Source organism: Oceanicoccus sagamiensis, from assembly GCF_002117105.1.
Taxonomy (GTDB): Bacteria; Pseudomonadota; Gammaproteobacteria; order Pseudomonadales; family Dasaniaceae; genus Oceanicoccus; species Oceanicoccus sagamiensis.
In genome coordinates this window covers 1,857,777-1,871,067 of the sequence record NZ_CP019343.1, presented here as the reverse complement: position 1 = coordinate 1,871,067, position 13,291 = coordinate 1,857,777, and the positions used below count along the sequence as shown (strand labels likewise).

Genomic DNA, 13,291 nt, shown 5'->3' with positions numbered 1-13,291 from the left:
TTTCGATCACATTTAAGGAACACACATGTCCCTAAGCCGCGATGCCGCTGGCAATGTCGCTAACGTACTCACTGAGGCGCTGCCTTATATACAACGTTTCACCAATAAAACCATTGTGGTGAAATTTGGCGGCAACGCCATGACCGATGACCACCTTAAAGAGCAGTTTGCGCGGGATATTGTGCTGATGAAACTGGTGGGTATGAACCCCATTGTGGTCCATGGTGGTGGGCCACAAATAGGCACCTTGTTGGAACAACTTAATATTGAGTCCCGCTTTGTCGACGGTATGCGAGTCACTGATAGCAAAACCATGGATGTGGTTGAAATGGTGCTGGGTGGCAGCGTCAACAAGGAGATTGTCAACCTGCTCAATCATAACGGCGGTAAAGCCGTCGGTATTACCGGCAAGGACGGCGATTTAATTCGCGCTAAAAAAATGCAGGTCAGCCAGCAAACCCCGGAAATGACTGCCCCTGAAATCATCGATATTGGCCATGTGGGCGAAGTCGAATCCATTGATACCAGCGTTCTCGATATGCTGGTCAACAGCAACTTTATCCCGGTTATTGCCCCGATTGGTGTGGGCAGTGATGGCAGCTCTTACAATATCAATGCCGATCTGGTCGCCGGGAAAATAGCCGAAGTCTTAATGGCTGAAAAGCTGATGCTATTAACCAATGTTGCCGGTCTGCTGGATAAGCAAGGTGAAGTGCTCACCGGCATGAGCACCCAACAGGTAGATGATTTAATTGCTGATGGCACTATCTATGGTGGCATGCTGCCCAAAATACGTTGCGCTCAGGATGCGGTCAAAGCCGGTGTAACCAGCTCTCATATTATCGATGGCCGAGTTCCCCATGCCGTTTTATTGGAAATCTTTACCGATGAAGGTGTGGGCACACTGATCACAAATCGCAGCCTATAGGCCTGAATAACGGAAAAAAATGCCCTGGAAAAAACGCAAAAAATATTCCAACCGTGAAATTTTTTGCGTTTTTGTTTGAAAAAAAATCGCCAGAAAAACCACTTCTTTTGTTGTTTTTGATTGCAGCTTTAGTCGGTAATCGATAGGATTGACGATCATTACAAAAACAACCAACAGGAAATGAGAAACCAACTCGGTACTCAGTTCCAAGCACAAGATACTCATGACGAAAAAAGTGTCCCGCCGACAGCAGATTCTCCAGGCACTGGCCCATATGTTGGAAGTCAGTCCAGGTGAACGAATCACCACCGCTCGTCTTGCTAAAGAGGTAGGCGTTTCAGAGGCAGCACTTTATCGGCACTTCCCCAGCAAGTCTAAAATGTTTGAAGGTTTGATCGAGTTTATTGAGGAAACTATCTTCACTCGGGTGAATATGATTCTCAAAGAAGAAGATCAAGCCATGGTTAAACTGGAAAAAATACTGGGCCTGTTGCTGGCCTTCACTGAGCGCAACCCTGGCATTACTCGAATACTTACGGGTGATGCATTAGCCGGTGAAACCGAACGCCTGCGAGCCAGAGTTGTTCAATTTTTTGACCGCTTTGAAACCCAGCTAAAACAAACCCTAAGGGAAGCAGAAATTCAGGAAGGTATTCGCCCAACCATGCCGATGAATATCGCAGCCAATTTACTCCTGGCAACCATAGAAGGGCGAATCTGCCAATTTGTGCGCAGTGAGTTTAAGCGCAAGCCTACCGAAAACTGGCAGGATCAATGGCCGGTATTAATGAATGGATTTTTTAAAGAAACAGCTGCTGGCTCTTCAACCCCCATGGCTCAAGCCAGTTACCAAAACGGCTAACGACTCGCAGCTCTCAGCCCTTTCCCTCTTTAGCTCTTAACCAACCTCATCCACACAGCCCTTACTAACTGACTAGTAATACGTTGGCCGATTGCTTTTGGCAGGCTGCGACTGTATACGGCGCATTTCAACACGCTCGATAAGCGTCTTAAAGCGATCCATATCACGCTGATAGGAGGCTTTTACTGACTCAATCTCGACATTACGCACCACAATAGACTGCTCGGTATCTTCAATTTCTAATCTCAAGGTGTTGATATTCTTACTTAAATCTTCAGGCACGGTGCCGCCGCGGCGCTCAATATCCGCCGCTTTCTGCTGCTCTCGTTCAATTTGGGATTTGATCGTCACCAGATTGCTTTTCAGAATACTGATCCGGATTTTCAGGTCACGCATAGTCCGGCTCTGAGCCGCTTCGATATCATCCAGATCACTGTAACGCAGCATCAATGACTCATCCCAGGCCCGCAAACGTGCGTCTTCCTCTTCCTGGAACCTTGCCCGGGACTCCTCAGTATTACGCAATTGCAATTCTTCCTCGCTCAACTGGCGGGGGACACTGCGTAGCAACGAGCCATCGGGCCGAATAATATCGTAACCACCGGCCACAAACTCCGGCGGGATATTATCATTGATAACTGGAACCCCTTTATCATTAATATATCGATAAAGCTGGTCAGCCCCCTGCACCAGGGAACTGGAAGATAGCAAGAAAACAGCCGCCACCGTAAAGACCGAAAAGTGGCGCAGCAAACGTTGGATTTGCGTCACTACAACCATTATTGCAACCATGTTTAATAACATGCGTAATTATTATCCCTGTTTTTATCGAGGTACACGTGTAATACCTCAAGTATAGAATGTTTACACGCCATATTGTTCGCGATAAGCCTGAATTTTGACCACATTCTCACTTTGGCCCGGCTGATCAGCCAAATAATCAATAATTTGACCTAAATCTACAATGTTAATAACGGGAATGCTGTAATCGCGTTCGACTTCCTGAATAGCTGAAAGTTCGCCTTTACCACGTTCCTGACGATTTAAACCAATCACCACGCCGGCGGGCTCTGCGCCATTATCGGCAATAATACCCATTACCTCGCGCACAGCAGTACCGGCGGTAATCACATCATCGATAATCAGGATTTTACCTTCCAAAGGTGCGCCCACAATGGTTCCGCCCTCACCGTGAGCTTTAGCTTCTTTGCGGTTATAGGCGTAAGGCACATCGCGATCAAAGTGGTCGGCCAGGGCAGTGGCGGTAGCCGCAGCCAGGGGAATACCCTTATAAGCGGGCCCAAACAACACATCAAACTCAACCCCTGACTCCACAATTGCATTGGCATAACAACGCCCCAACTGTGCCAGGGCAGCACCGCTGGAAAACAAGCCGGCATTAAAAAAATACGGGCTGACACGGCCGGATTTTAAGGTGAACTCACCAAAATTTAAGGCGCTTTTAGCAATCGCCAATTCAATAAACTGTTGTTGATAAGGGTACATTGTGGCTCTCTAATCGGTTAAACACATCAAATTATTAGCGGCTAAACAGTATGAAAAAGAAAAATTTGCTGGCTTTACTAGCAAGGAGTTTCTAAACTTGTTCTATTAGCGGCCATGCTGTTACAAAAATCATAGCAAAACAGCGTCTTGGCATCGATACCCCCCAGTAGCTAGTGAATAACACCAAACTCTGCTTTATCAGATATCAGAGCATCGTTATAGCTTTCAATAGGGCTTGCTTACTATTCGCTTTGTAAGCTCGGTATCATACGCTGTCCACAGTAATGAGGCGACCATGAGAATCATTAGTTTTTGCGCAGACGGTATTCGAGAAGCAGCCAAAGAGGGCTTCTATGAGTGGGTATTGGACCAGGATGCCGACTTTATCTGCATTCAAAACCTCAAAGCCCAGGAATATGACCTGCAGGCAGATACCTTCTGGCCACAGGGTTATAACCCGTATTTCTTTGATGCGGTGGAAAAAGACTCTAACGGTGTTGCTATTTACTGCAAGGAAATGCCCAAGGCCATTATGACCGGTTTAGGCTTTGTGGATTACGATATGGAAGGACGTTATATTCAGGCGGATTTCCAGGAAATCAGTATTGGTTGCCTGCTCGCACCCAGCGCCTATAAAGCTGACGATGCCGCTAAGGCGCATAAAAAGCAGTTCTTTGAATTATTTCAAAACCATTTAAACAAAGTACGCAATAAACGCCGTGAGTTTGTTATCTGTGGCAATTGGAATATGACCCACTCCCAAGCGGATATTCAGGATATTCAGCTAAACCGTGATATGTCCGGTGCTTTACCCGAAGAGCAGCAATGGATGGACCAGCTATTCCATGAACTGGGATATGCGGATGCCTTCCGCGAGATCAATACCGATAGTGATGAATTTACCTGGTGGCCTGATGGCGATCGCAGCAAAAACGGCTGGCGAACCGATCATCAAATTGTTTCTGAAGGGCTAAGGCCGGTGATTGAATACGGTGCGATTTATAAAAACCAAACCTTTTCCAGCCACGCTCCGCTGATTATGGATTACGACTACGAAATGCAGTCGTAGTCCCACCCACCACGCTAAACAGCCAGCGCCGCTTTTTGTAAATCAATTAACTCGTAAATCCCTTTCTCCGCCAAAGCCAGCATACTATCAAGCTCTGCACGGCTATAAGGCTCACCTTCTGCGGTGCCCTGAACCTCAATAAAACCACCGGCTTCAGTCATGATTACATTCATATCCGTCTCTGCATTCGAGTCTTCGGGATAATCCAGGTCCAATACTGCTTCACCCTCATAGACACCAACGGAAACCGCCGCTGTCATCTGTTTTAAGGGGTTGCCTTCAATCATGCCCTCGGCATTCATATAGCTAATGGCATCCGCCAAAGCAACACAGGCACCGGTAATGGAAGCCGTGCGAGTACCGCCGTCAGCCTGAATAACATCACAATCAATCGTGATAGAGTTTTCACCCAGCGCCGTTAAATCAACGGCGGCTCTTAAGGAGCGGCCAATAAGCCGCTGAATTTCTACCGTGCGGCCACCCTGCTTGCCTCTGGCAGCCTCTCGCCCCATACGACTACCCGTAGAGCGCGGTAACATACCGTATTCCGCCGTTATCCAGCCCTGCCCCTGCCCTCTTAAAAATCTCGGCACGCCAGCTTCAACGGAGGCGGTACAAATAACCTTGGTATTACCAAAGGTCACCAGCACGGAACCTTCGGCATGACAGGTAAAGTTTCGGGTGATGGTTACTTCACGAAGCTGATCATTACTGCGGCCACTGGGTCTGTTCATATTGAATCCTGACATACTAAAGGGTTAGCGATAAAAGAGCGGGCATTATACACATGAACGCTATGACGCGGGGCCGCAATCAAGCTAGAATAAACGCCTTTATTGGTTCGCAGGTATTACCCACTATGATTCGCAGCATGACCTCTTTTGCCCGCCAGGCCTCTCAACATGATTGGGGTTCTCTGGTCTGGGAAATTCGCTCAGTCAACCACCGCTATCTGGAACCCAGCTTTAAACTGCCTGAATCCATGCGCCGACTTGAGAATGAGCTGCGCGAGAAACTGCGCAAAAGCCTAAGCCGTGGCAAAGTCGAGTGTAGCCTGCGAGTTCAGTTCCAGGCCGGCGGCAGCTCTGGCCAACTCAGCGTCAATAAAGAACTGCTGGCGCAATTGATCAGTGCTGGTGAAACCGTGCAACAGCAACTCCGGGACCCCGCCGCCCTTAACCCACTGCAACTACTGCAATGGCCCGGCATTATGTCGGAGCCAGAAACCGACAGTGACCTACTCTGTGAACAAGCCTTGGCTTTATTCGTTGTTACTCTGGAGCAACTGGTGGAAAGCCGCGAACGTGAAGGGGCCGCCTTAAAGCAATTTATTGAGCAGCGACTGGATACCATTGGCCATATTAATGGCGCCGTTAAACAGCAGTTACCGGATATCCTGCAAGCCCAGCGACAAAAACTGCAAGAGCGTCTGGAAGAATTAAAAGCCGAACTTAATCCCGACCGGCTGGAGCAGGAAATGGTTATACTGGCCCAAAAAGCCGATGTCGATGAGGAACTGGATCGACTGGATGCCCACTTGATAGAAGTCAGGCGAGTACTGACCAAGGGTGGTGCCTGCGGCCGACGCCTCGATTTCCTGATGCAGGAATTAAATCGCGAGGCCAATACCCTGTCATCAAAATCCATTGTTACCGATACCACCCAAGCCGCTGTTGAACTCAAAGTACTGATTGAGCAAATGCGCGAACAGATACAGAATATTGAGTAAGCGGCACGATAACGATAAAACAACACCGCAGCATCGAGGAAAATCCAACTAATGTCAGCCACCCCTGAACATATCACCAGAGGCAAGCTCTACACCATCTCTGCACCTTCTGGCGCCGGTAAAACCAGCCTGGTCAGCGCCCTGATAGAATCTACCCAACAGGTCAGAGTATCGGTATCCCATACCACCAGAACCATGCGCCCCGGTGAACAGGATGGGGTGAACTACCACTTTGTAGCCCATACACAGTTTCAATCTATGTTGGCCGAGCAAGCCTTTCTCGAGCATGCCGAAGTGTTTGGCAATTACTACGGCACCTCACAGGCCTGGGTAGAGCAAACTCTGGACGCAGGGGATGATGTCATACTGGAAATTGACTGGCAGGGAGCCCTGCAAATCAAACACCAGATGCCCGAAACCATTGCTATTTTCATTATGCCTCCCTCCAAAGCAACCCTGAAGGAGCGCCTGACCAACCGTGGGCAAGACGATGAAACGGTGATCAACAAGCGTATGGCGGAGGCCGTGAGCGAGATGTCGCACTATGAACAGGGCGATTATCTGGTCATTAATGACGATTTTAATACAGCTCTGGACGACCTAAAAGCCATAATCCGTAGCGCCCGACTGGCCTTAGAGCCCCAGAAACAGCGGTATCAGGCCCTATTAGAGGACCTTTTACGCTGATCTCGCCCGCTGATTGTTTTTGCTACACTATGTTTGATACAATGCGCGGCCGTTTTGACCGGCTCAGCGCATTAGCCCTGAACCCGTAAAATACCTAAATGCACACTGCAAACGAGACACACCATGGCCCGTATTACTGTTGAAGATTGTCTGGATAAAGTTGATAACCGTTTTGAACTTGTTATGGTTGCCAGCAAGCGTGCCCGCGCCCTGGCTACTGGCGGCAAAGAACCTTTGGTTGCTGAAGAATCTGATAAGCCTACCGTTATCGCACTGCGTGAAATTGCTGACGAAGTAATCACCCCCGCTGAAATCATGAATCCGAAGGAAGAAGAACCTGAAGAGATCGTGCTGGATATGGATATGGCGGTCAATACTGAAGTACCCCCTTCGCTCTAACAGATCGACAACGTTGTACTCATCAGTATGCAAGAGGCTGGGTTAATAACACACCCGGCCTTTTTTATGCCTGCCGTTTGGCGCAAACCTTTGCGCTAGCTAAAAGTCGTGGTATAAAACCTTAACAAACCCAGCCATGACAACCCAGATAGCGAGCACACCACTACATGCAGCAATACAGCTTCTTTCAGCAACGCGACAGCCGCGAAGAAGTGAACAACATCGATGCTCTCGGTGGTACTTTGCACAGCTATTTATCCCCGGTACAAGTCAATCAGGTCAAGCGCGCCTACTACTATGCGGAACAGGCCCATGAAGGTCAGCGCCGCCGCAGTGGCGAACCCTATGTCACCCACCCATTGGCCGTAGCGGGTATTTTGGCCGATATGCATATGGACCACCAAAGCTTAATGGCGGCCATGCTGCACGATGTGATTGAAGATACCAGTATTAGCAAAGCCGCATTGGAAGAACAATTTGGTGACGCCGTTGCCGATCTGGTAGACGGTGTCAGCAAACTCACCAGGATGGAAGACCAGACACGGGCGGAGGCACAGGCAGAAAATTTCCAGAAAATGGCCCTGGCCATGGCCAAAGATATTCGCGTTATTCTGGTTAAGCTGGCTGACCGTTTACATAATATGCGTACCCTCGGCGTGCTGAAACCGGAAAAGCGCCGGCGCATTGCCAAAGAAACCCTCGATATGTATGCCCCTATCGCCCAGCGCTTAGGCATGCACAATATTCGTGTTGAATTTGAAGACCTGGGTTTTGCCACGTTAAACCCCATGCGTTCAACCCGCATTCAAGCTGCCGTCAAAGCGGCACGGGGTAACCGCACAGAAATTATTCAACAAATTGAAGAATCGATTGAGGCCTGTCTGGAGCGTGAAGGCCATGAAGCCGCGGTCGTTGGCCGAGAAAAACATCTGTACAGCATTTACCAAAAAATGCGCGGCAAGAAAAAGTCCTTTTCTGAAATTATGGATATTTATGCCTTCCGCATTGTAGTGGACAGCGTCGATACCTGTTACCGGGTGTTAGGGTGTATCCACAGTTTATATAAACCTGTGCCCGGTCAGTTTAAAGACTATATCGCCATTCCAAAGTCCAACGGCTATCAATCACTGCATACCGTTTTATTTGGCATGCACGGCGTGCCTATCGAAATCCAAATCCGCACCCAGGAAATGGAAGAGATGGCCAACCATGGTATCGCCGCCCACTGGTTATATAAAACCAACGAAGGCCAACCACTGAACGGTAGCCACACCCGCGCCAGACAGTGGTTGCAGGGTTTACTTGAAATGCAACAACGCGCCGGTGATTCACTGGAATTTATTGAAAGCGTTAAGATCGACCTGTTTCCCGATGAGGTGTACGTATTTTCTCCCAAGGGGAAAATTATGGAACTGCCCCAGGGTTCAACCGCCGTCGACTTTGCCTATGCGGTACATACCGACGTTGGTAATAGCTGTGTTGCCAGCCGAATTAATCGCCGCTTGGCACCACTGTCAGAAAAACTTCAAAGCGGGCAGACTATAGAAATTATTACCTCTTCCGGTGCGCAACCTAACCCCGCCTGGCTTAACTTTGTTGTTACCGGCAAGGCCCGTACCAATATCCGCCACTTTTTGAAAAACCAGTTGACCAATGAATCCGTTGCACTGGGGCGGCGCTTACTGGATAAAGCACTGGCAGAATTAAACTCCAGCATCGATCAACTTAGTGAACAACAAAAAGAATTATTATTAAGCGATACTGGCATGCAAACCTTTAACGAAGTGTTAGAAGATATTGGTTTAGGCAATCGCGTCTCGTTTTTGACCGCCCACCAATTGCTGGCAGAAACCGATGAAGACGGCAACACCAGTCACCCGGAACACTCCGGCCACTCGCCACTGGTTATTCGTGGTAGTGAAGGTTTCCAGGTTAATTTTGCCCGCTGCTGCTACCCCATACCCGGCGACCCTATTGTCGGCTTTATCAGTTCAGAGCGCGGCATTGTTGTTCATACGGATAACTGCCATAACAGCCAGGATTTTCGTAACAACCCGGAACGTTCGGTACCCTTACGCTGGGATGATACTTTAGAAGGTGAATTCTCGGTTGAACTCAAAGTTGAACTGGAAAAAAGCCGCGGTATCATCGCCGTATTGGCCACTAAAATAAATAGTCTGGATGCCAATATTGAAAAAATTGATGTCGAGGAAGAGGGCCCAAGACTTAACAGTGTTAATGTGGTCGTCGGTGTCCATTCACGCATTCATCTGGCGCGAATTATGAAACATCTTCGCCGGGTTAAAGAAGTGGTTAAAGTCACTCGCGCAAAACACTAATACTCCCGCTTACTCCCCGTTTTAATTAGAAGGATTATATTGTGAGCCAAAAAGAAATCATTGCTACCAACAAAGCACCACAAGCGATAGGCCCTTATTCACAAGCCGTTAAAGTCGGCGACACCGTTTATTTATCGGGGCAAATTCCATTAATCCCAGAGACCATGGAGTTGATCGCCGGCGATATCAAAGCTCAGGCCCAACAAGTCTTTAACAACCTGACGGAGGTGGCCGCAGCAGCGGGAGGCAGCCTGGATGATGCGGTTAAAGTGAATATTTCATTAACTGACCTCGGCGACTTTGCCGAAGTGAATGAAGTGATGGCCGGTGTTTTTAAACAGCCGTTTCCCGCAAGAGCTTGCGTTCAAGTGGCGGCATTGCCAAAAGGAGCGTCGATAGAAGTGGAAGTGATCTTATCGCTGTAATCCATCGTGTCATTCCCACGAAAGCATCATGGAGTCTGAGAACAATAATCTAGCATCGGCATTTTAAGCCAATAGCGCTTTCAAACCACAACATCGAACACAGTAGGGTGGATTGCAATCCACCCCCACAGGCTTAAGTATATTTCCCAAATAATACGCGCAGAGATAAATAACAGGACTAAAATTTCATTTTAAAGATTTGAAACTCCGGATTTTCACCAGTACGATCCCGAACACCTTGATAATTATCCCGCTCATCCTTGGTATATTCAGGAAACCATTCCATGCGTGACCGGGACGGTGGGTTCTCTGGTAATTTAAAACGGTCGGGGCGCCACTCTTCCTGCTTATCCATATTCTTACGCCATTCCGGCTCAGCACCTACCACCACCACTTCTTCCAAATCGCTACGGTATTCTTGTTGTTCCAGTAAATCTTCTTCACTCAGCTTTTCAGCATAGGCGCTGCTGATGGCCAATAGCACCACCAAAGCCCCACGCTGAAAACGGCAGAGTGAACAATTATTCCTTGTTAAGGGCTTCATTATTACTTCACCTGCTCCTGCCATTCAAGACTCTCGAGCCAGTAACGTCTGGTACTAGGGATCCATGCATCAGCAGTCCGGGCAACAACCCATGAATTAATAAAATTGAGAAAATCCGCATCGCCTTTATTGATGGCCATACCTTCTTTAAAAGCCAATAGCGGTTTCACCAAAGGCATATCCACTTTTTCAGGATGTTGTAATGCCACAAACCTGGGCAATGGGTTGGCAGCAATCATAGCGTGCAGCTCGCCTTTCAGTACCGCATCAACCAAACCTTCCTGGGTTGGGTAGGTTTTGATATTGGTTTTTGAAAACATACGCTGGGCCACCGATGCCGATACGCTATCCGTCTGAACACCAATATTGATACTGGAGCGTTTCATATCATCAATGCTTTTGAAATCTTTGGTCAACTCGGTATTGGCCGCAAGGCCAATACCCGCATCGCCATAGGGGCGACTAAAATTAACCCGCAGAGCACGGTTAGGCTTAATGCCCATGCCCGAAATAATAATATCAATCTCGCCTTTTTCCAGCGTGTCGATTAGGGCCGTCCACTCATACAAACCGATCTCGGGCTTAATCCCCATATCCGCCGCCAAACGTCGTGCCATATCAATCTCGGAGCCCACCAGCTGGCCATCTTTTGCCCGCATCACCCAGGGCGAAAAAAGCGCTACACCAATACGCAGCTCTCCGCTGTCGAGAATTTGTTGGAAATCACGTTGGGAGTTTTTAGGGTCCGCCGCAAAGGCAGTAAAGGAAAATAGCATTGCTGACAGCAATACCAATGTTTTGATCAAATGGTGCATAGTTGTTCCTTGATAGTAGACATTGTTGCATGGTTGTTACATTAGGAGAGATTATTGGCTTTTTTGCCCGCAGCAACAAGCAATTTATGATTCTTCGGCGAGTAATTCACCATAACCGCGCTGATAGCCGCTGTAGCGTAACCTATAACCTGTCGCTAATAAACGGGCATTGCTACAGCGTTTACTGCTGCGCCGGGTGACGCCGCTATTATCCAGCGAACCCGGGTCGATAGTCAGTTGTTCTGCCAGCCAGTTTTTAACATCCCACATCGTCACCGGTTCGTTATCGACACCGATATAGCAATTTTCCAGCGGCTGCCCAGCACGGTCCATCATTATCAGGTGGGCCAAAAAACCGACACAATCATCCCGGTGAATTCGATTGGTATATAACGGAGGGGATGCTGGACAACCCTGCCCCGCCTTCACCTGCTCAATCAAGCGCCGCCGGCCAGGGCCATAAATACCGGCAAAGCGAATAATACTGTAGTGGATGCCGCTGGCGGCTACGACTTGTTCAGCCTCTAACAGGCGCTTACCGGAAAAGGTGGTTGGCGCAGTTGCACTGCTCTCATCAACCCACTGGCTATCACCCTGGTGGTAAACACTGGTACTGGAGATAAAAAACAGCCGCTTAATCCCGGCGGGCGCTGTTAAAGCACCCATGATATTGGTCAGGCCTGTAACATAGACCGCCTGATAACGCTGGTCACTGAATTCACCCGGCGTTAATGTCACCACAATATAGTCAAAGTTTAGCGCCGCCAGACAGCTCAAAGAAGCCATATCGGTCACATCCGCATTAAGCGTAACCAGAGGCTGAGGTAATTGTCCGCTGCGGCGCAGCCCCCAAACCCTATGGCCTTCGGCGGCCAGCGCCTGCCCCAACGGAATACCAATATCACCACAGCCCACAATCAGGGTATTTGTCATCGACAATCTACACTCTCATCACTCAATAGCCGCCACTTTATCAATAAACTCCCTGATAGTAATAGCGTCTTTCGATAGAAAATATTAATCTACTGCCTATTGCTCTCACCTTAGGATAAGCGCCATGACATTAACTGAACTGCGCTATATTGTCGCCCTGCATCAAACCGCCCATTTCGGTAAAGCGGCAGAAAAGTGCTTTGTCAGCCAGCCCACCTTAAGTGTTGCCATCAAAAAGCTGGAAGAAGAACTCGATGTCGCCCTGTTTGAGCGCAGCCGCAGTCAGGTCCGCGCCACGCCTCTGGGCGAACAGATTATTGCCCAGGCACAGACCGTACTGGAGCAAGCCAATGTGATTAATGAAATGGCCAACCTTGGCAAAGACCCGCTGGGCAGCACTCTCTCCATTGGCGCTATCTTTACCATCGGCCCCTATTTATTCCCCCACTTTGTGCCTCAGCTGCAACAGTCAGCCGCCAAAATGCCGCTGTATATCGAGGAAAACTACACCGCGGTATTGCGGGAGAAACTGCGTCAGGGGGAACTGGACGCCATTATAATCGCCCTGCCTTTTAATGAGCCCGATGTGGTCACACAAAGCCTCTATGAAGAAAACTTTGTTGTCCTGTTAGCCAAAGACCACCCATTGGCGACACGTAAAACCATTACCGCCAAGCAGCTCGAAAAAGAACAGGTTTTGCTGCTAGGCGAAGGCCACTGTTTCCGTGATCAAGTGCTGGAAGCCTGCCCAGGCCTTCGTAAACACTTTGCCGCCGGCAACGACCCGCTGCAATCGGTGGTGGAAGGCAGCTCTCTGGAAACCCTCAAATATATGGTGGCCTCCGGTTTAGGCGTCACTATCCTGCCCGCCTCTGCTGCACCACTGCATCAAGATGGTGATGGCGCGCTGCTAACCCGGCCCTTTGCCACCAACAGCGCCAAACGCACGGTAGCCTTGGCCTGGCGGGCCAGCTTCCCTCGCCATCAAGCCATCGATGTCCTTAGCCAGGCCATTCGTCAGTGCCACTTAGGCAAAGCGGTTAGTGGGTAATGCT

The 13,291-nt window shown here is 49.0% G+C and carries 15 protein-coding genes; 9 read left to right on the top strand and 6 right to left on the bottom strand.

The genetic code is table 11. The annotated features are described in order from the left end of the window. Window positions 1–25: 25 nt before the first annotated feature. Window positions 26–928, top strand: coding sequence for an acetylglutamate kinase (argB, locus tag BST96_RS08580; RefSeq protein ID WP_085758305.1), 903 nt, complete (start codon window positions 26–28; stop codon window positions 926–928). 223 nt (window positions 929–1,151) lie between these two features. Continuing rightward, complete coding sequence (gene slmA / locus BST96_RS08570) at window positions 1,152–1,790, top strand: nucleoid occlusion factor SlmA (protein WP_085758303.1); 639 nt, start codon at window positions 1,152–1,154, stop codon at window positions 1,788–1,790. A 72-nt stretch (window positions 1,791–1,862) separates the two neighbouring features. Here the strand turns inward: slmA and BST96_RS08565 are convergent, their stop codons facing one another. Beyond that, entirely contained in the window at window positions 1,863–2,570 is a 708-nt protein-coding gene (locus BST96_RS08565) for a hypothetical protein (protein ID WP_157117907.1), read from the bottom strand. 84 nt (window positions 2,571–2,654) lie between these two features. Further along, entirely contained in the window at window positions 2,655–3,296 is a 642-nt protein-coding gene (gene pyrE, locus BST96_RS08560; protein WP_085758301.1) for an orotate phosphoribosyltransferase, read from the bottom strand. 295 nt (window positions 3,297–3,591) lie between these two features. Between pyrE and BST96_RS08555 the strand changes: the two genes are divergently transcribed. Next, window positions 3,592–4,365 (top strand): exodeoxyribonuclease III, encoded by a 774-nt coding sequence (locus BST96_RS08555; RefSeq protein WP_085758300.1) that lies wholly within the window; start codon window positions 3,592–3,594, stop codon window positions 4,363–4,365. 14 nt (window positions 4,366–4,379) lie between these two features. Here BST96_RS08555 and rph read toward each other — a convergent pair whose 3' ends face one another. Further along, window positions 4,380–5,099: a ribonuclease PH gene (gene rph / locus BST96_RS08550; RefSeq protein WP_085758299.1), complete on the bottom strand. Its 720-nt coding sequence runs from the start codon at window positions 5,097–5,099 to the stop codon at window positions 4,380–4,382. 125 nt (window positions 5,100–5,224) lie between these two features. On the opposite strand from rph, the gene BST96_RS08545 reads away from it, so the two are divergent. From BST96_RS08545 to BST96_RS08525, 5 genes are all read left to right on the top strand, one after another. After that, a complete protein-coding gene (locus BST96_RS08545) occupies window positions 5,225–6,094 on the top strand; it encodes a YicC/YloC family endoribonuclease (protein ID WP_085760501.1) in 870 nt (289 codons plus the stop codon). Window positions 6,095–6,145: 51 nt separating this feature from the next. Beyond that, window positions 6,146–6,781 (top strand): guanylate kinase, encoded by a 636-nt coding sequence (gmk, locus tag BST96_RS08540; RefSeq protein WP_085758298.1) that lies wholly within the window; start codon window positions 6,146–6,148, stop codon window positions 6,779–6,781. 123 nt (window positions 6,782–6,904) lie between these two features. Beyond that, on the top strand, window positions 6,905–7,180 hold the full coding sequence (gene rpoZ / locus BST96_RS08535) for a DNA-directed RNA polymerase subunit omega (protein ID WP_085758297.1): 276 nt from the start codon (window positions 6,905–6,907) through the stop codon (window positions 7,178–7,180). A 167-nt stretch (window positions 7,181–7,347) separates the two neighbouring features. Continuing rightward, the gene (gene spoT, locus BST96_RS08530; RefSeq protein WP_085758296.1) at window positions 7,348–9,519 is read left to right on the top strand and encodes a bifunctional GTP diphosphokinase/guanosine-3',5'-bis pyrophosphate 3'-pyrophosphohydrolase; all 2,172 of its coding nucleotides are present in this window, start codon (window positions 7,348–7,350) and stop codon (window positions 9,517–9,519) included. A gap of 41 nt (window positions 9,520–9,560) precedes the next feature. Further along, the gene (locus tag BST96_RS08525) at window positions 9,561–9,944 is read left to right on the top strand and encodes a RidA family protein (RefSeq protein ID WP_085758295.1); all 384 of its coding nucleotides are present in this window, start codon (window positions 9,561–9,563) and stop codon (window positions 9,942–9,944) included. A gap of 178 nt (window positions 9,945–10,122) precedes the next feature. Here BST96_RS08525 and BST96_RS08520 read toward each other — a convergent pair whose 3' ends face one another. The 3 genes from BST96_RS08520 to BST96_RS08510 form a co-directional block, all read right to left on the bottom strand. Beyond that, complete coding sequence (locus BST96_RS08520) at window positions 10,123–10,488, bottom strand: hypothetical protein (protein ID WP_085758294.1); 366 nt, start codon at window positions 10,486–10,488, stop codon at window positions 10,123–10,125. A gap of 2 nt (window positions 10,489–10,490) precedes the next feature. Continuing rightward, window positions 10,491–11,303 carry a transporter substrate-binding domain-containing protein gene (locus BST96_RS08515; protein WP_085758293.1) on the bottom strand — a complete coding sequence of 271 codons (813 nt, stop codon included), beginning with the start codon at window positions 11,301–11,303 and terminating at the stop codon, window positions 10,491–10,493. A gap of 84 nt (window positions 11,304–11,387) precedes the next feature. Then, window positions 11,388–12,236 carry an SDR family oxidoreductase gene (locus tag BST96_RS08510; protein ID WP_085758292.1) on the bottom strand — a complete coding sequence of 283 codons (849 nt, stop codon included), beginning with the start codon at window positions 12,234–12,236 and terminating at the stop codon, window positions 11,388–11,390. A gap of 124 nt (window positions 12,237–12,360) precedes the next feature. Between BST96_RS08510 and BST96_RS08505 the strand changes: the two genes are divergently transcribed. Beyond that, on the top strand, window positions 12,361–13,287 hold the full coding sequence (locus BST96_RS08505) for a hydrogen peroxide-inducible genes activator (protein ID WP_085758291.1): 927 nt from the start codon (window positions 12,361–12,363) through the stop codon (window positions 13,285–13,287). Window positions 13,288–13,291: the final 4 nt, after the last annotated feature.